This is a genomic window from Pseudoalteromonas sp. J2K-J599 (assembly GCF_059295115.2).
In genome coordinates this window covers 1,205,815-1,222,445 of the sequence record NZ_CM200271.1, presented here as the reverse complement: position 1 = coordinate 1,222,445, position 16,631 = coordinate 1,205,815, and the positions used below count along the sequence as shown (strand labels likewise).

Annotated in this window: 17 protein-coding genes; 7 read left to right on the top strand and 10 right to left on the bottom strand. The window is 40.9% G+C overall.

What is annotated here, in order from left to right:
• Positions 1-46 precede the first annotated feature (46 nt).
• The 8 genes from AC5NT5_RS05575 to pspA form a co-directional block, all read right to left on the bottom strand.
• Positions 47-391 carry a 4a-hydroxytetrahydrobiopterin dehydratase gene (locus tag AC5NT5_RS05575; RefSeq protein WP_002958326.1) on the bottom strand — a complete coding sequence of 115 codons (345 nt, stop codon included), beginning with the start codon at positions 389-391 and terminating at the stop codon, positions 47-49.
• A 37-nt stretch (positions 392-428) separates the two neighbouring features.
• A complete protein-coding gene (gene phhA, locus AC5NT5_RS05570; protein WP_494514295.1) occupies positions 429-1,226 on the bottom strand; it encodes a phenylalanine 4-monooxygenase in 798 nt (265 codons plus the stop codon).
• 237 nt (positions 1,227-1,463) lie between these two features.
• On the bottom strand, positions 1,464-2,645 hold the full coding sequence (gene megL / locus AC5NT5_RS05565) for a methionine gamma-lyase (protein ID WP_494514296.1): 1,182 nt from the start codon (positions 2,643-2,645) through the stop codon (positions 1,464-1,466).
• Between the two features lie 415 nt (positions 2,646-3,060).
• A complete protein-coding gene (locus AC5NT5_RS05560) occupies positions 3,061-4,086 on the bottom strand; it encodes a TIGR01620 family protein (RefSeq protein WP_494513493.1) in 1,026 nt (341 codons plus the stop codon).
• Positions 4,083-5,501: a YcjX family GTP-binding protein gene (locus AC5NT5_RS05555; RefSeq protein ID WP_494513492.1), complete on the bottom strand. Its 1,419-nt coding sequence runs from the start codon at positions 5,499-5,501 to the stop codon at positions 4,083-4,085. The genes AC5NT5_RS05560 and AC5NT5_RS05555 overlap by 4 nt, the downstream gene beginning before the upstream one ends.
• A 63-nt stretch (positions 5,502-5,564) precedes the next feature.
• Positions 5,565-5,966, bottom strand: coding sequence for an envelope stress response membrane protein PspC (gene pspC / locus AC5NT5_RS05550; RefSeq protein WP_024596503.1), 402 nt, complete (start codon positions 5,964-5,966; stop codon positions 5,565-5,567).
• Entirely contained in the window at positions 5,963-6,196 is a 234-nt protein-coding gene (gene pspB / locus AC5NT5_RS05545; RefSeq protein WP_024590985.1) for an envelope stress response membrane protein PspB, read from the bottom strand. Before pspB ends, pspC begins: the two co-directional genes overlap by 4 nt.
• A 72-nt stretch (positions 6,197-6,268) precedes the next feature.
• Positions 6,269-6,928, bottom strand: a complete 660-nt coding sequence (gene pspA, locus AC5NT5_RS05540; protein ID WP_007376832.1) for a phage shock protein PspA — start codon at positions 6,926-6,928, stop codon at positions 6,269-6,271.
• A 186-nt stretch (positions 6,929-7,114) separates the two neighbouring features.
• Here pspA and pspF point away from each other — a divergent pair, with 186 nt between their 5' ends.
• The 7 genes from pspF (at position 7,115) to AC5NT5_RS05505 (ending at position 14,044) form a co-directional block, all read left to right on the top strand.
• Positions 7,115-8,179: a phage shock protein operon transcriptional activator gene (pspF, locus tag AC5NT5_RS05535; protein ID WP_494513491.1), complete on the top strand. Its 1,065-nt coding sequence runs from the start codon at positions 7,115-7,117 to the stop codon at positions 8,177-8,179.
• A gap of 15 nt (positions 8,180-8,194) precedes the next feature.
• Positions 8,195-9,802: an ABC transporter substrate-binding protein gene (locus AC5NT5_RS05530; protein ID WP_494513490.1), complete on the top strand. Its 1,608-nt coding sequence runs from the start codon at positions 8,195-8,197 to the stop codon at positions 9,800-9,802.
• Entirely contained in the window at positions 9,802-10,836 is a 1,035-nt protein-coding gene (locus AC5NT5_RS05525; protein WP_002958336.1) for an ABC transporter permease, read from the top strand. Before AC5NT5_RS05530 ends, AC5NT5_RS05525 begins: the two co-directional genes overlap by 1 nt.
• A complete protein-coding gene (locus tag AC5NT5_RS05520; RefSeq protein WP_002958337.1) occupies positions 10,823-11,716 on the top strand; it encodes an ABC transporter permease subunit in 894 nt (297 codons plus the stop codon). The genes AC5NT5_RS05525 and AC5NT5_RS05520 overlap by 14 nt, the downstream gene beginning before the upstream one ends.
• A complete protein-coding gene (locus AC5NT5_RS05515) occupies positions 11,717-12,709 on the top strand; it encodes a peptide ABC transporter ATP-binding protein (RefSeq protein WP_002958338.1) in 993 nt (330 codons plus the stop codon).
• Positions 12,709-13,470, top strand: a complete 762-nt coding sequence (locus AC5NT5_RS05510; RefSeq protein WP_002958339.1) for an ATP-binding cassette domain-containing protein — start codon at positions 12,709-12,711, stop codon at positions 13,468-13,470. Before AC5NT5_RS05515 ends, AC5NT5_RS05510 begins: the two co-directional genes overlap by 1 nt.
• 88 nt (positions 13,471-13,558) lie before the next feature.
• Positions 13,559-14,044 carry a VOC family protein gene (locus AC5NT5_RS05505; protein WP_188161860.1) on the top strand — a complete coding sequence of 162 codons (486 nt, stop codon included), beginning with the start codon at positions 13,559-13,561 and terminating at the stop codon, positions 14,042-14,044.
• Positions 14,045-14,097: 53 nt separating this feature from the next.
• Here AC5NT5_RS05505 and AC5NT5_RS05500 read toward each other — a convergent pair whose 3' ends face one another.
• Together AC5NT5_RS05500 and AC5NT5_RS05495 are read right to left on the bottom strand one after the other, a co-directional pair.
• Entirely contained in the window at positions 14,098-15,999 is a 1,902-nt protein-coding gene (locus AC5NT5_RS05500) for a SurA N-terminal domain-containing protein (protein WP_494513489.1), read from the bottom strand.
• A 171-nt stretch (positions 16,000-16,170) separates the two neighbouring features.
• Positions 16,171-16,467, bottom strand: coding sequence for an HU family DNA-binding protein (locus tag AC5NT5_RS05495; RefSeq protein ID WP_290173982.1), 297 nt, complete (start codon positions 16,465-16,467; stop codon positions 16,171-16,173).
• Positions 16,468-16,631 lie beyond the last annotated feature (164 nt).

The window sequence follows — 16,631 nt, the reverse complement described above, 5'->3', positions numbered from 1 at the left end:
CTTATAAAAATAAGTGCTTTTGGGTTTGCTCAATTAATACTTTTAATTACAGCGCGTTAAATACGTCGTCTGTTTTAGCTGCGCAAATAAAGTCGTTTTTATGTAGGCCTTTGATTGAATGGCTCCACCATGTAACGGTTACTTTGCCCCACTCGGTTAATAAACCTGGGTGGTGGCCTTCGTCTTCTGCCATGTCGCCTACTTTGTTAGTAAATGCGATAGCTTGTTTAAAGTTTTTAAATTTATAAACACGCTCAAGCTGCATAATGCCGTCACGCACTTCTGGTACCCAGTCTGGGATTTTAGTAATTAATTGTGCTAACTCTTCGTCAGATACTTTTGGCGCATCTACATGACAGGCTTCGCATTTTTGTGCACTTAATGAAGACATTCTAAATCCTTACTTTTAGCTTTTTTAGCATTAATGTTTAACTGGCTAATTTTTCTTTTGGTGGAAATTTTGGGTCGTGCAAACCAAGCTCTTTAGCTCGCTCAACCAAAGTCATAATATCCATTTGCGATATATCAAACAGATCATGAATCGAATTTATGGTGTAGTACTGTGGTTGCATAATATCAATACGGTACGGCGTACGCAGTACATCAAGCACATTCATTGGGCTGATTTCTGGCGTATTTGAGTATACGTACTGAGTCTCCCCTGGGCTTGATAAAATACCACCTCCGTAAATACGCAGACCGTCTTCGGTTTGCATTAAACCAAATTCAACCGTAAACCAGTATATACGCGCAAGGTATACACGGTCTTTTTTCTGCGCTGCGTAACCTAATTGCCCGTACTTGTGCGTAAACTCGGCAAAGTCAGGATTAGTTAGCATGGCGCAGTGGCCAAATATTTCATGAAAAATATCTGGCTCTTGTAGGTAATCAAACTTTTCGCGGCTACGAATAAATGTAGCTACCGGAAACTGCTTGTTTGCCAGTAATCTAAAAAACTCATCAAAGTCGATAAGCGCAGGTACTGGTGCAACTTGCCAACCGGTAGTGGCTAGTAACACTTCATTTAGTTCGCTTAACTGCGGAATACGGTCGTGCGGCAGGTTAATCTTTTTTAACCCTTGCATGTACTCGTTGCAGGCTTTGCCTTCAATGCATGCAAGTTGGCGCGCTACAAGCTCAGACCAAATTTTATTTTCTTCATCACTCCAGTGTATAACACCATTTTCGTCTGGTGTTTTGGATGTGTATTTACTTGCTTTAGCCATAAGTACCTTCTTGGGTGTGAGCCCTAAATCGGTGTCAGTGTGATACTCAAACCTGATGAATATCGAATGACCCCATACTATGCAAAAGTGAAGAAAAGTTTAATAGATAGGCTAATATCAGTATTTAGCGCGATCACCTATATCGTAAATTTAAAATTACACCTGTGGCACATTAAAAATACAGGCATTTAAATAAAGGCCTGTAGGTTGTTTTTATGTGTACACAATTAAATACACCTAACCAACTTTAGTAAAAGCTTGGTCTAAATCACTAATAATGTCGTTAACATCTTCAAGCCCAACCGAGAGTCTGATCAGCCCATCACTTATTCCAGCGGCGGCTCGCTCCTCTGGCGTATAAGGTGAGTGAGTCATAGATGCAGGATGCTGAATTAGTGTTTCAGCATCGCCGAGGCTTACTGCAAGTGTACAAAGTTTCATACTATCAATAAATTGTGCGCCATCTTGTAGCGTGCCTTTTATTTCAAACGCAATAACACCACCAGCGGCTTGCATTTGGTTACCAATAAACTTATAACCAGGGTGCGATTTAAGCCCCGGGTAATATACGGTGCTTACTTGTGGATGTGCTTCTAGATATTGCGCTATTGTTTGTGCGCTTTGACAATGGCGCTCTATTCTAATAGCGAGTGTTTTTAGGCCTCGATTAATTAGCCATGCATCGTGTGGGCTTATGGTTGCACCAATATCTTTTAATACGGTCATTTTAATGTGTGTTATGTGCTCAAGCGATCCACATACAATACCCGCTACCACGTCTCCGTGGCCGTTTAAGTACTTGGTCGCACTGTGCATTATTATATCGATGCCGTATTTTTTGGGTGATTGCAGTAGCGGCGTTAAAAAGGTGTTGTCGACCACACTAATTAAGTTGTGCTCTTTAGCAACTGCGCCAATGAGTGCCAAATCAATAACCGCCATAGTGGGGTTGATTGGCGTTTCTACAAATATCATTTTTGAATTAGGTTTGATAGCAGCGCGTAGTTCGTCCTCGTTGGTCATATCAACAAAAGTGACTTCGATTCCCCAGCGCGGCAACATATGCGAGAAAAATGCAAAGGTACAACCATACAAAGCACTTGATGCAACAAGATGATCTCCTTGCGATAAAAAGCTCAGTACTGAGGCAGATACAGCCCCCATACCTGTTGCGGTTGCAGCAGCTGCTTCACAGCTCTCTAGTTGAGCAACTTTTTGTTCAAGCTCTGTGGTTGTAGGGTTTCCTAAGCGCGTATAAATATAGCCAGGTTCGTCGCCTGCAAAACGCGCAGCACCTTGAGCGGCATTTTCAAAATGAAAGGTAGAGGTTTGATACAAAGGAGAAGTGAGTGCGCCGTGCGGGTCGTTTGCTTTTTGTGGTCCGTGAATACACTGGGTGTTTATATGATGCTTGCTCATTGTAGGCTCATTTTTTGATTATTATGTTTTTGCGATTCAACAATCAAAACGTATGCGCTTACAAACAGCAAGCATGCCGGATGCTCAGATGGCTATTTGTGTAAAAACCATGCAGCTCATGTTTGTACACAAATATTGCCACTGCTAATCTAGGGTCTGTTGAACTTTGCGGATTAAAATTTGTTCAAACTAGGGGCTATTTAATCGCGGCGCGAGGTTTGTAACCTAGTGGGCTAAGTAAAAATCGAGCAACAAAGAGTAAATAGCCCCTAGGAAGAACCCTTTGGGCAGCGCCTGTTTGGCATTAATGCTACGTTATCGCCTATTTTTGGGGAATAACCACATTGCATAGGCTCTGCCTTGCCTAAATACCAAACAGACTGCTGCAAATTTAACCTTGAAAGTTCAACAGACCCTAGTGTGTTGGTTCCGCCTTTTTACGGCTCATAATTTTACCTGCGATGCTTTGCACAGTGCCTTTTAGTAAGCTGCGTTTGTTTTCAAGCCGTGGTAATGGGCGACTAAGCTCCATTGCTTTGTAACCAATACGCGCTGTAAAAATACCGGCACTGACACCTTGCGCAGCCCGCCCCGAAAGCTTACCTAAAAGCTCAGCACTCAATGCTGTAGCAGCAAGGTCAGATACAAGCTCAGCACTGCCTACAAACATTACTTGTTTTATCAACATACGGTAAAGCTTAATGCGGCTTGCGTAACCAAAACCAATGCCGTAAATTTTACCAATTTGTTCTATTAACTTAGTACCGCGCCAAAGCACAGCCATCATATCCACCAGCGCAAGTGGGCTTAGGGCAACTAGCAGTGCGGATTCAGTCGCAAAACGATTTATAAGCTTTTTAGCTTTGGTGTCTTGGGTTATTAATAAACTATTGGCGTACAGCGTCATTATTTCTTTGTCGCTGTGATGCGTCGCTACTTGGTTTTTAAAGGTTTCAAAGTTATCAAGTTCTTGGTGTTTATTAAGCTTTTCGAGCCAAGGTAACGCACCGCCTACTTGCTCGCTGTTTAAAAGCCTGTCAGCTTCAACTCGGTGCAGTTGGTTACGCTTTAAACTGCGCAACATTCGGAACTCTCGCCACAATAAGCGCCCTATTAGCAGTACACCACTTACAACCGCAGTTAAATAAACACTGCCTAAAATAATTGACTGCTCGAAAGCAAATACCAACGAGTACGCAAACTCTAAAAGCACCAGCACTATAAAACTAATAGCAAAAACACCTTTAAGCGTTTGCCACTTTGACTTTTTGTATACAGGTTCTAGATCTATTTCTGGCTCTAGTGCTTCATCTTCAAGTTCTTCGTAATCACTTTGTCCGTGCTGAATAATTTTTGCAGGTGCTAAAACGGGTTCGTTTTGCTCAATGCTTTGCGTATCTATGCGACGCCCTGCTTGAAATGGTTGGTTTGACTCACTCATGTTAATTTGTCTCCTAGCAGGTACTGCATGACATGATCTAATCTAATATGTTTTAGTTGTTTATCGGGGCTCGGCATTGGAGAGAACGATAAAAACTCAAATCCCTGTGCTGGCCACTCATTTTTATTAAGCATCCGCGAGGGAGGTTGCGGCGGTAAATACGTAAGCCAATCAGGTTCGTGTAATGGTTTACCATAAATACAGTCAAGCGTTTGGCCTTTGTCGGTAATCTGGCGCGGCTGCGTTGCTGTAATTGACGACATAGCCATGGTTTCTATTTTTACACCATCAAACTTTAAATGATTACTTTGCTCATGCACGAGCGAATCTAGTAGCAGTGCTAAATCTTTATGGTGTTTTGCACTTATGTGATCTGATTTATTAGCTGCAAATAATATTTTGTCTATGTTGGGCTTAAATAAACGTTTAAAAAAGCCCGACTCACCGTAATTAAAGTGTGCGAGTAATTGGTTTATTACACTGCTTTGCTCTTGGAGTGTTTCGTGCCCTTCGTTTAACGCACTAAGTACATCTACAAGTACAATTTGGCGATCGAAGTGCCTAAAATGCTCATTATAAAATGGTTTTACGACTTCTTTTATATAGGCGTTAAAACGCTTAATTAAATGCGCTAAATTAGAACCCGCAACGACATCGTCACTGTTTATTTCACCCGATACCGGAAAAAACAATAACAATGGCGCGCCTTGTAGGTCGCCAGGCATTAGCATGCGCCCAGGTTGTAACATGGCAAGTTTGGTGTCTTTTTTAAGCCCGACTAACATGCTTTGATAAAGCTGAGCAATATGAGCAAGTGCGTTTTCATCAACGGGAGCGTTTAAGTCAAGTTGCTCAACGGCCATTAAAAAATCACTTGATGTGTTTACGCGCGAAGGCTGAGTTAATAACGGATATTGCTGCTCGCACCATTGAGAATAGCTTTGCTCAAGCATAGGTAAATCAAGGAGCCATTCACCCGGATAGTCAATAATATCTAAATAAAGCGTTGATTGCGGTGAAAAGTGGCCGCGCAGCCCTGCATTACTTTGATACTTTATTGCTAAGCGTAGCGTATTAATCCGCTCGGTAGATGCAGGCCATGTAGGCACCCCATCGCTGGGTAATAATGAATTTAGTGCGCGCGTATAATTAAACGTAGGGACTTTTAACGCCTCTTGCGGCACAACTTTAGTGGCCACATGGCGGTGCTCGCGCATTACATCAAAAAAAGGTAAGTTTTTATCGTCCGCTTGGGTTGTTAAGTGTTTAACAAGCGCGGTAATAAAGGCAGTTTTACCACTACCACTTAGGCCAGTTACGGCAAGCTTTACGTGTTGGTCTAAACTGCGATGAAGGGCTTTTTGTGCTTTGCCTTTAATGCTTTTAAAGGTCTTTTTTGCAAATGATTGGCTCATAAAGTGTCTTGCACCTAATTTGCCGTAATTTATCACGCTGCAAATAAGGTGCTATTAAATCCTTTAAAGTTTGTTAATTTCACGGCTCACCGTAAACTCGCTTGAAGTTACATGGCGCTCCATATCTTGAAGGCGAGTATCTACACGCGTTAAACGCTCTTTTAAATCTTGCAATGCGCGGCGCGGTGGCTCGCCTTTTTGCCATACTTTAAATTTTACTTCTAGCGGATCGTCAGTTTTAGTTGAGCTTTTTGTTTGCGCTGTTGCAGGCTCTTTTTTATCTAAAATGAACCAAGCTGCAATATACGCTACCACAAATAATGGGCCACCCGTTAGCAGTACCGCACTAACAAATATAATGCGAACTAACCATAACTCCATATTAAAGTAGTCACTTAATCCCGCACATACACCGGCTATTTTACCGCGTTGTGGGTCTCTTAATAATTCGCGTTTGGCACTCATACTTTGCGTCTCCATTGTGGTGACTCTTGATCAAGCAATGCTTCAAGTGTTTCTAATCGGTCCGCCATTTTTTCAGCTTTTTGTGCAAGCTCAAGTAATTGGCGATGTTCGTGCTCACTTAAACCTTGGCTTACTTGTTTTTTGCTACGGTAGTGCAAAATTAGCCACAGCGGAGCAACAAAAATCATAAACAAGATAAATGGTGCAACTAATATCTCTGGATCAAACATAATCCTCTCCTGACAATCCGTTTTGATGTTTTTAAGCTGGGGCACATGGGCCCCATATATTTTTATATGTAATTATTTATCAGCTAACTTCTTTTTAAGTTCGGCTAGCTCATCATCTATCTTTTCATTTTTTTGTAGGTTAGCAATTTCGTCCGCTAACGTCTTTTTACCTAAATCGTACGACTCAATTTGAGATTCTAATCCATCAATTTTGGTTTCGTAACGTTCAAAGCGATTAAGTGCTTCTTCTACTTTTGAGCTATCAAGTGTCTTTTTCACTTCAAGGCGCGACTCAGCCGAACGTTGGCGAAGTATAATTGCCTTTTGACGAGATTTAGCATCTGCTAGCTTTTCTTGTAGCGTCGTGACTTCTTGCTGTAATTTCTCAATATGAGACTCTACATGTTCAAGCTCACTCGCTACTGAAGCAACGGCATCTGCCGACTTTTGCTTTTCAAGTAAGGCTGAACGCGCTAAATCGTCGCGGTCTTTACTTAAAGCCAGTTCGGCTTTATCTTGCCAATCACTTACCTGCGCTTTAAGGGTATCTAAGCGGCGTACAATTTCTTTTTTCTCAGCCAATGTTTTAGCTGATGTAGAACGTACTTCAACAAGCGTATCTTCCATTTCTTGAATAATCAGACGAACCATTTTTTCTGGGTCTTCTGCTTTATCTAAAATGGCGTTGATATTAGAATTAACAATATCTGCAAAACGTGAAAAAATTCCCATAACATTTACCTCTGTAATTAAAACTTAGTTAGTCTGCTATAACTAGTATCAATATGCTTGCCAACTTTTTAAAAGTTAAAATACACTTTATTTTCATTACGTTAAACTAAATATACAAATTTCTTTAGTTATCCCTAATTATGAAATACACTAACTGTTAGTAAAAATGACCAAGAGTTAGGAAATATGAGCCAATATCGCCAACAGGATAATTTACTCGGCCAATCAGATAGCTTTCTGTCTGTATTAGATCAGGTATCGCAACTGGCTAATTTAGATAAACCGGTACTTATTATTGGTGAACGCGGCACAGGTAAAGAGCTAATAGCAGCACGCTTACACTTTTTATCAAAACGCTGGGATCAAAACTACGTAAAGCTTAACTGTGCAGCGCTTAACGAAAACCTACTCGAAAGTGAGTTATTTGGCCACGAAAGCGGTGCTTTTACGGGGGCAAGTAAACGTCACGAAGGTCGTTTTGAACGCGCTAACAGCGGCACACTGTTTTTAGACGAATTAGCTAATACCTCAGCTATGGTACAAGAAAAACTGCTGCGCGTTATAGAATACGGTGAGTTTGAACGTGTTGGCGGCAAACAAACTGTAAAAGTAGATACCCGCTTAGTGTGTGCGACAAACGAAGATCTTCCTTATTTGGCCGAGCAAGGTGAATTTAGAAGTGATTTACTCGATCGCCTTGCCTTTGATGTAATTACCCTACCACCACTGCGCGAACGCCAAGACGATATTATGCTTCTTGCTGAGCAGTTTGCGATGAATATGGCGCGCGATTTAGAGTGGGAACTGTTTAGCGGTTTTACCCGAAGCGCAACAGAAGCACTGCTTAGTTATGATTGGCCTGGTAATATTCGTGAACTTAAAAATGTGGTTGAACGCAGTTTGTATCGCCACGGTAGTGAACATATTCCCGTTCACCAGATTATTTTAGACCCATTCGATAGCCCATTTAGACCAAAAGCGCGTATTAAAGCACCTATAGCGGCTCAAAATGTTAATGCAGAGCCTATTGTTGTTGCGCCGCCGATTACTCAAACAAGCAATGATTCAGCCGTTGATATTCAATTTCCGTGCAGCTTAAAAGAGCGTTCAAACGACTTTGAAATAAACATGATTAATAAAGCACTCGAACATAGCCAATTTAATCAAAAGAAAACTGCAGAAGTACTTGGTTTAACGTATCATCAATTACGTGGTTATCTTAAAAAATACAACTTGTTGGATCAACAATAGTCAGAGGTTATGCGGGTGCATAAATTATTACTTGTTTTGCTTACCACCACTTTAGTTGGTTGCCTTGATAGCAAAGAAGAAATCATAGAAGAAAAAAACCAAGGCTTAGTTTATTGCGCTGAAGCTAACCCTGTGTCGTTTAATCCGCAAGTCACGACCACCGGTTCAACTATTGATATAATTGCTAACCAATTATACGACCGCTTAATTAGCATTGATCCTGTTACGGCAGAGTTTCAAAGTGAGCTGGCGACCGATTGGAAAATTAGCAAAGATGGTAAATCGGTTACCTTTACCCTGCGTAAAGATGTAAAGTTTCATACAACTTCTTATTTTACCCCATCGCGGGACTTTAACGCCGACGACGTTATATTCACCTTTAGCCGATTATTCGATGTATATAATCCATATCACTTTGTGGGCGATGCCGATTACCCGTATTTTCAAAGTGTAGGAATTGATCAACTTATTCGCAAAATTGTGCGCGTGTCTGACTACCAAGTCCGTTTTGAATTGTTTAATCCTGAAAGTAGTTTTTTAGCTAATTTGGCTACCGACTTTGCCGTGGTGCTTTCAGAAGAATACGCCATGAAACTTAAGAAAAATAATCAAAAGAACTTATTTGATCAGTACCCTATTGGCACCGGCCCGTATATTTATAAAGAATACCGCCGAGATCATCTTGTGCGCTTTTACCGTAACCCACTTTATTGGAAGCATGACGTTGCACTTGAGCAATTGGTTTACGATATAACCCCTAACGGCACTACGCGCATAGCAAAAATGCTGACTAAAGAGTGCGATGTAACGGCTCATCCGAGTAGTGCACAATTGAGCATTTTAGCGCAACGTGATGATATAAACGTCGAAAAAGAAACAAACTTAAACATAGGTTATTGGGCATTTAATACAGAGCGTGCTCCGTTTGACGACTTACGCGTACGCCAAGCGCTTGCGCACGCAATCGATGTAGATAAAATAATGCAGGCGGTTTATTACGGGAACGGTACTCGCGCACAATCTATTTTGCCGCCAACCTCTTGGGCATTTGAGCCACAAGAAGATATACCTACGTTTGATCCAGAACTTGCTAAAAAGTTACTTATTGAAGCAGGGTTGCCTAATGGCTTTGATATGACGATATGGGCTATGCCTGTGAGTCGTATTTATAACCCCAACGCACGTAAAATGGCTGAGCTTATGCAAAGTGATTTACGCAAAGTAGGCGTTAACGTCAGTATTGTAGAATATGAGTGGAATACGTTTATTCAACGTATTGGCGAGCATAGGCACGACAGTGTATTACTTGGTTGGGCCGCAGATACACCCGACCCTGATAACTTTTTTAGCCCGCTGCTGAGTTGCACCGCTACTTTTAGTGGCAAAAACCCTGCAAACTGGTGTAATCCCCAATTTGATTTATTGCTTACTAAAGCACTAGACACCACTGATTTAAACAAACGTAAAAAATACTACGAAGATGCACAAAGCTTAATTATTAAAGAGTTGCCGTTATTACCTATTGCTCATGGCTTGCGCTTTCAAGCAAGTAGCGCTGATGTGGAAGGCATAACACTTGGCCCGTTTGGTGCTATTTCGCTTGCTAATGCGAGGAAGAAATAATGATCTTAGATTATATTTTACGTCGCCTTGGTTTGTTCTTTTTTATGATACTAATGCTCAGCGTATTTACGTTTTCACTGGCGTATTTATTTCCCGGTGATCCGCTAAGTAATTTAAGTGGCATACCAAGTGGTAACTTTGCACAGCATAGTGAGCTTGAGGATAAATATTTATACAACAGCAATTACTTTATGCAATACATTGCCTTTTTAGGGAGAATATTTCAAGGCGATTGGGGGCTTTCATTTGCCTCTGGTAACAGCGTGTTTAGCCATATTATTGACTTACTACCGGCTACTTTAGAGCTAAGCGTATATGCATTAATTGTATCGGTTGTTATTGGTGTACCTACTGGCATTTTAGGCTCCGGCTATCATAAACGCTGGCCCGACAAACTTATAAACTCTGTCACTATGGTAGGTTATTCAATGCCTGTGTTTTGGCTAGCATTGTTGTTAATAATGGTTTTTTCATTAAAGCTTGGCTGGTTTCCTATGTCGGGCAGAATGGGCCTCCTTTACGAAATACCCGCCAGTACAGGGTTTATATTAATTGATATTGCTCTCGCTGGATTTCCATATAAAGGAATGGCCTTTGTTGATGCGCTGCGCCATTTAACACTCCCTACTATTGTACTGGCCATGTATCCAACCACGGTATTAGTGCGCTTTACTCGCGAGTCTATGCTTAAGGTAATGGATCAAAACTTTATTAAAACAGCTAGGGCAAAAGGCCTTAACCGCCGTCAACTTATCATGCACCATGCACTGCGTAATGCACTACTACCGGTAATTAAGCAAATTGGTTTGCAATTTAGCACCTTGATAACACTTGCGATGATTACTGAAGTTATTTTTTCTTGGCCGGGTATTGGCCGATGGTTAATCGATAGTATTTATCAGCGTGACTTTCCAGCTATTCAAGGTGGATTAATGGCGGTGTCTTTATTTGTTATTTTAGCCTCTATTACAGCTGAGCTTACTTACACTTTATTCGATCCACTCTCGCGGAATCAGGCCCATGGCAAAGTTTAATTTATTTTCTGAAGAGTCGAATAAATCGCCACTTGCGCGATTTTGGCGCAAATTTAAAAACAATCACCCAGCTTTGGTTGGTTTATGGATATTTATGGCGTTTGCATTATTGGCCGCCACAGCTCCTTTTTTAGCGCCCTATGGCGTAAACCAACAGCATAGTGATGCACTACTCATACCGCCCTCATGGCGAGAAATGGGCGATGTACGCTTTATTTTAGGCACCGATGATTTAGGCCGTGATGTACTCTCGCGCTTAATGAATGGTGCAACATATACGTTTGGACTTTCTGTTGTAGCTGCCCTAATCACGACCCTGTTTGGTGTATTAGTGGGGACTTTTGCAGGGATTAGTAAAGGACTGCGTTCAAGCTTTTTAAATCATTTGCTTGATATAACACTTTCTATTCCTTCTTTGTTATTGGCCATAATAATAATCGCCATACTCGGTCCTGGTTTAATGAATACCGTATGGGCAATTATTTTAGCGTTACTACCGCAGTTTATTCACTCGGTGCGCAACCTAATTGTTGATGAATTAAGTAAAGATTACATTACTGCGTTTAGACTCGATGGCGCATCTAATTGGCATATAATATCGCGCGGTATTTTCCCTAATATTTATGAGCATATTGTGGTTATATTCACGATGGCGCTTTCTACCGCGATATTAGATATTTCAGCACTGGGATTTTTAAAATTAGGGGCTCAACCACCAACGACCGAATGGGGCGCAATATTAGCCGAAAATCTGGGCCTTATTTATTTAGCGCCGTGGACTGTAGCACTACCTGGTGTGCTGTTATTTTTAGCCGTGTTATCTACTAATTTAGTAGGCGATGGCCTGCGACAAGTGCTAAAAGCACGTAAGGCTGATTAAATGCAATTACTCGATGTTCGTAACTTAACAATTGAACTACGTACCTCTGAAACTGTAATTAGAGCCGTAGACAGAGTGAGCTTTAGCTTAAAAGAAGGCGAAGTACATGCGCTTGTAGGCGAGTCTGGCTCTGGTAAAAGCCTAATAGCAAAAGCGATTATTGGTGTATTGAACGAACGCTGGGACATTACTGCCGACCGTATTCATTGGCGCGGCGTAGACTTAATGCGTTTAAGCCCAGAGAAACGCCGTAAAATAGTAAGCCAAGATATAGCGATGATCTATCAAGATCCAAGTCGCTGCCTTGACCCAACCGCTAAAATATTTGACCAAATTGCCGAAACACTCCCTGAGGTCGCAACTAAAGGTTTCTTTTTAAAGCGCAACCGCGAGAGAAAAGACAGAGTAAAAGCGCTTATTCATAAAGTGGGCATTAAAAACCACGAAGCAGTACTGAGTAGTTACCCTCATGAGCTCTCAGAAGGCGTATGTCAAAAAGTAATGATTGCAATGGCCATTGCCCGAACTCCAAAGCTATTAATCGCTGATGAGCCAACTACAGCGCTTGAGAGCACAACTCGCGCACAGGTATTTAGGTTACTAAAAAGCTTAAACCAACTTAAAAATATGTCTATTTTGATGATCTCTCATGAACTGGAAGAGATTGCACATTGGTCGCATGGCATTCATGTTTTATATTGCGGGCAAATGGTTGAAGCAGGCCCAACCCATGAAATATTTAAACAGCCTCGCCATCCATACACGCAAGCATTACTAAAAAGCTTGCCAGACTACGAGCAAGGCTTAGCACATAAAGAACCTTTTTATGCGCTTAAAGGGACTATCCCTACTTTGCAACATTTGCCTATTGGCTGTCGCCTTGGGCCGCGTTGCCCACAAGCGCAAAAAGCCTGTGTGGTTACACCAGCCCTGACTAAACATCATGGGCATAGTTATGCGTGTCACTTCCCGTTAATTAAGGACATGAAGTAATGCAGCCACTGTTAAAAGTACAAGCGCTTTGTAAAACCTTTAATGTACGAGCTGGGCTTTTTTCACGTAAAAAGTTTGAAGTCCTTAAAAACATTTCATTTTGCGTAGGTAAAGGTGAAAGCATTGCCATAATTGGCGAAACAGGCGCAGGTAAAAGTACGTTGGCAAAACTACTTTCAGGAGCTGATAGCGCTGATAGCGGGCAAATTTTGCTCGAGAATAATATTATCGAAGATAATGGCGTACGCGATAATCAATGTCGCCATATTCGTATGATTTTTCAAGATTCAGCTGCATCGCTCAACCCAGGGTTAACTATTGGCGAAATGCTTGATGATTGCTTGCAATATAATACTGAGCTTGATGCTAGTGAACGCACTGAAAAGATTGATGCAACGCTTTCTAAGGTGGGTTTGTTAATCGATCATAAACACTACTACCCGCATATGTTTAGCGTGGGGCAGTTACAGCGTGTAGCGTTTTCTCGTGCATTAATTTTAGATCCTAAGGTGATTGTACTTGATGAAGCTGTTTCGTCTTTAGATCCCTCTATACGGGCGCAAATAGTAAACTTGTTACTTAAGCTGCAGCGCGATACAGGCCTTACGTATGTGATGATCACTCATCATTTAAGTTTAGTACGTCACATTAGTGATTTTGTAGTTGTACTTGATAAAGGCGAAGTGGTTGAATACGGTCCTACTGAAGATGTTTTTCAAAACCCTCAATCAAAAGTTACGCAGCGTTTATTAAGCTGCTAAAGCAGATTATAAATACCTAACTTTTTTGTAAGGTAACCGTATTTAACTAGGTCTTCTTGTTAATTGTATTTAATTAACAAGAGATCTCATGCTTAAACAAAAGTTACTACTTAGCCTTTCCCCATTACTCCTTCTATCAGCCTCAGCTATTGCTGATACACCAAAAAAGATTAAAAACTGGGTTGGTGGCGTTGATCATTTAGGTTTAACCGTATCAAACTTAGATGCATCCAAAGCATTTTTTACTGATGTACTTGGCTTTAAAACGCTAGGAAATGACCCAGCCTATCCTGCTTATTTTTTATCAAACAATAAAATAACCATTACATTATGGCGCGTGAAAAACGATGCAAAACGTGTGGAGTTTAATAGAGCAGAAAATGTGGGCTTACATCATTTAGCACTCAGTGTTGAAAGTATCAAAAATTTAAGCGAGCTACATGAACACTTAAAAATGCAAAATAATATTATTATAGAGTTTGCACCCGAAAACTTAGGTAGCGGCCCAACCCAACATATGATGATAAGAGAGCCTAGCGGTAATCGAATTGAGTTTATTGCCAGAGGTAATTAAAAGACAATAAAAAAGGCGCTTTAAAAGCGCCTTTCTTTATGAGCTAAAATTAATTACTCAACAGTTTGTGTAGCCGTTGGTAAGTTAAGCTCAGCATTGGCTTTAAGCGCTTCAATAAATACCATGTAGTTTTTATTTGCTTGCGCCATAGTAATGCTTTGTTTTGCTTGAGGGTCAATATTAGCTGCAACTTGTGCATCTGTTACCGACTTAAGCGCAACAATTGCTGCATCACCATTATTTAAATTAACGAGATCGACTACCGCAGAATCCGCTGGGTGAGCCATTTTAAAAGCTTGAGTCACAATAGCAGGTGAAACAGTGTAGCTTTGACGTGTTAACTGCGCTTCTTGGCGAAGTGTTAAGCTTTGCTCGTTAGCAACATCGTTTAAGCTCTTACCTGCTTGTACTTCTGCAAATAAGCTACGTGCCTTTTCTTTAGCAAGCTCAGATGATTTTTCATTAACTAAACGCGCTTTAATTTCCTCGTTTACTTCATCTAACGGCTTAGTAGCAGCAGCTTTATGCTCGTTAATACGAACAATGATTGCATGCTCATCGCCAAGCTCAATAACTTCAGAATTTACTTTATCTTCAAGTAAATCAACTGATGTTAATGCTGTGACAACTGCAGGGCTGTTTAACGGCTCTGGTAGAGCATTAAGTGCTAAAAGAGGTGTAGATTTAACTTCAACTTCAGCAACTTCTGCAGCATCATCTAAGCGGTCTGAAATTTCAAATGCAAGTGCACCCATTTCAGTTTGCTTTTCGTAAAATGCATCTATTTTTTCAGCTTGTTCTAATTCAGCACGTAAGTCAGCTTTAACATCGTCATACGCTTTAACTTGTTGTGGTTGAATATCAGTAAGCTTAATTATGTGATAACCAAACTCAGAAGTAACAACGTCAGAAATATCACCTTTATTTTCAAGCGCGAAAGCCGCGTCTTCAAATGCAGGGTCCATTACGTCACGCTCAATCCACTCAAGATCGCCGCCCATTTCACCACTAACGATATCGTCAGACGATGACTCAGCAAGCTCTGCAAAATCTGCACCTTGCTCAAGTTGAGCGTGTAGCGCGTTAGCTTTTTCTTTAGCTGCATCATCGTCTTCACTGTTATCAATTAAGATATGCGATACGCGACGCTTTTCTGGCTCAACATATTGTGCTTTGTTTTGCTCATAATACGCTTTAACGTCATCCTCGGTTACCGATTCAACATTGATATCTGCAGCTTTAAGCTCAATGTAACTTACTGAGATAAGCTCTGGAGATAAAAATTGGGATGCGTTTAGGTCGTAGTAATCAGATACTTCTTGATCTGATACTTCAACATTCGCCGCAAGTGCCTCTTTGTTTACAACTACGTATTCAATACTACGAGTTTGCTGCTGAAGAGCAATTGCGCTTTTCAGCTCGCTCTCTAGAGCAAAGTCTGTACCTGCAACAGCAGATACTACCTGGCTGCGTGTCATATCTTTACGTAAATATTCACGAAAAGCATCTGGTTGAAAATTCATTTGACGAATTACTTGTAGGTAACGGTCGTTATTAAATTTTTCACCAATTTGAAAGTATGGTAATTCTAAAATTGTTTTACGTACACTTTCGTCGCTTACGCGAAGGCCTAAATCAGCCGCTAGCTGTGATTGCAATTCTTGTTGTACTAAGCGGTCAACTACACCTTGACGAATTTGTGCCATGTAATTTGGATCAGCTGCAATTTGTGTAAAGTATTCACCAAATTGTTGCTCTAAACGGCTACGTTCATTTTGGTAAGCACGGTTAAAATCGGTTTGACTAATTTTAATTCCATTTACTTCAGCAACGGGTTGTTCTGTGGTTTGACCTAAGTAACTACCGATCCCTGCTAAGGCAAAAGATAAAATCACCGCGCCTAAAATTATTTTGGCTACAGGTCCTTGCGAACCTTCTCTGATTTTCTCAAGCATTTGTTTATCTCTTTTTGATCAAGGTATTTTACCTTGTCACATGTAAAAAAAGCGTATCTTACCAGATACGCTTTTTCACTTGAAGTAACTGGCGGAAAAGTTACTTAACTCATCTGTTGTGGTGAATCAGTAACTTTACACTCGCCATAACTAATGTGTTTAAAACAGTGATTAGTTTACTGCGTCTTTAAGCGCTTTACCGGCTTTAAAAGCTGGAATAGTTGCAGCAGCAATTTGGATAGTTTCACCAGTTTGCGGGTTACGGCCTGAACGTGCAGCACGTTCACGTACTGAGAAAGTACCAAAACCTACAAGTGCAACTGAGTCGCCATCTTTTAGCGCGCCAGATACAGATTCGATGAATGAATCTAGTGCACGACCTGCAGCCGCTTTAGAAATGTCAGCATCAGCTGCGATTTGATCGATTAATTGAGATTTATTCACAATATCATCCTCTTTCATTGTTATTATCAAGAGCGATGGTTTTTTAAACTAACATCACTTTTTTGAAAATTTTAGAGCAAACTTTTAATGCCCACATGATTATATTTTTCTTAAGCCTAGGCCCCGTAAGGGCTAGGCTTGAAAACCAGTGCTTAACTTATCATACCGTTTAGATTTGAAAAGCCCTA

Excerpts from the sequence above, each read along its gene's own strand:
- AC5NT5_RS05505 (WP_188161860.1), top strand. The coding sequence starts at position 13,559 with ATGCTTAAACAAAAGTTACTACTTAGCCTTTCCCCATTACTCCTTCTA.
- AC5NT5_RS05515 (WP_002958338.1), top strand. The coding sequence starts at position 11,717 with ATGCAATTACTCGATGTTCGTAACTTAACAATTGAACTACGTACCTCT.
- phhA (WP_494514295.1), bottom strand. The coding sequence starts at position 1,226 with ATGGCTAAAGCAAGTAAATACACATCCAAAACACCAGACGAAAATGGT.
- AC5NT5_RS05575 (WP_002958326.1), bottom strand. The coding sequence starts at position 391 with ATGTCTTCATTAAGTGCACAAAAATGCGAAGCCTGTCATGTAGATGCG.
- AC5NT5_RS05500 (WP_494513489.1), bottom strand. The coding sequence starts at position 15,999 with ATGCTTGAGAAAATCAGAGAAGGTTCGCAAGGACCTGTAGCCAAAATA.
- pspF (WP_494513491.1), top strand. The coding sequence starts at position 7,115 with ATGAGCCAATATCGCCAACAGGATAATTTACTCGGCCAATCAGATAGC.
- pspC (WP_024596503.1), bottom strand. The coding sequence starts at position 5,966 with ATGAGTGCCAAACGCGAATTATTAAGAGACCCACAACGCGGTAAAATA.
- pspB (WP_024590985.1), bottom strand. The coding sequence starts at position 6,196 with ATGTTTGATCCAGAGATATTAGTTGCACCATTTATCTTGTTTATGATT.
- AC5NT5_RS05560 (WP_494513493.1), bottom strand. The coding sequence starts at position 4,086 with ATGAGTGAGTCAAACCAACCATTTCAAGCAGGGCGTCGCATAGATACG.
- megL (WP_494514296.1), bottom strand. The coding sequence starts at position 2,645 with ATGAGCAAGCATCATATAAACACCCAGTGTATTCACGGACCACAAAAA.
- AC5NT5_RS05555 (WP_494513492.1), bottom strand. The coding sequence starts at position 5,501 with ATGAGCCAATCATTTGCAAAAAAGACCTTTAAAAGCATTAAAGGCAAA.
- AC5NT5_RS05510 (WP_002958339.1), top strand. The coding sequence starts at position 12,709 with ATGCAGCCACTGTTAAAAGTACAAGCGCTTTGTAAAACCTTTAATGTA.
- AC5NT5_RS05520 (WP_002958337.1), top strand. The coding sequence starts at position 10,823 with ATGGCAAAGTTTAATTTATTTTCTGAAGAGTCGAATAAATCGCCACTT.
- AC5NT5_RS05525 (WP_002958336.1), top strand. The coding sequence starts at position 9,802 with ATGATCTTAGATTATATTTTACGTCGCCTTGGTTTGTTCTTTTTTATG.
- pspA (WP_007376832.1), bottom strand. The coding sequence starts at position 6,928 with ATGGGAATTTTTTCACGTTTTGCAGATATTGTTAATTCTAATATCAAC.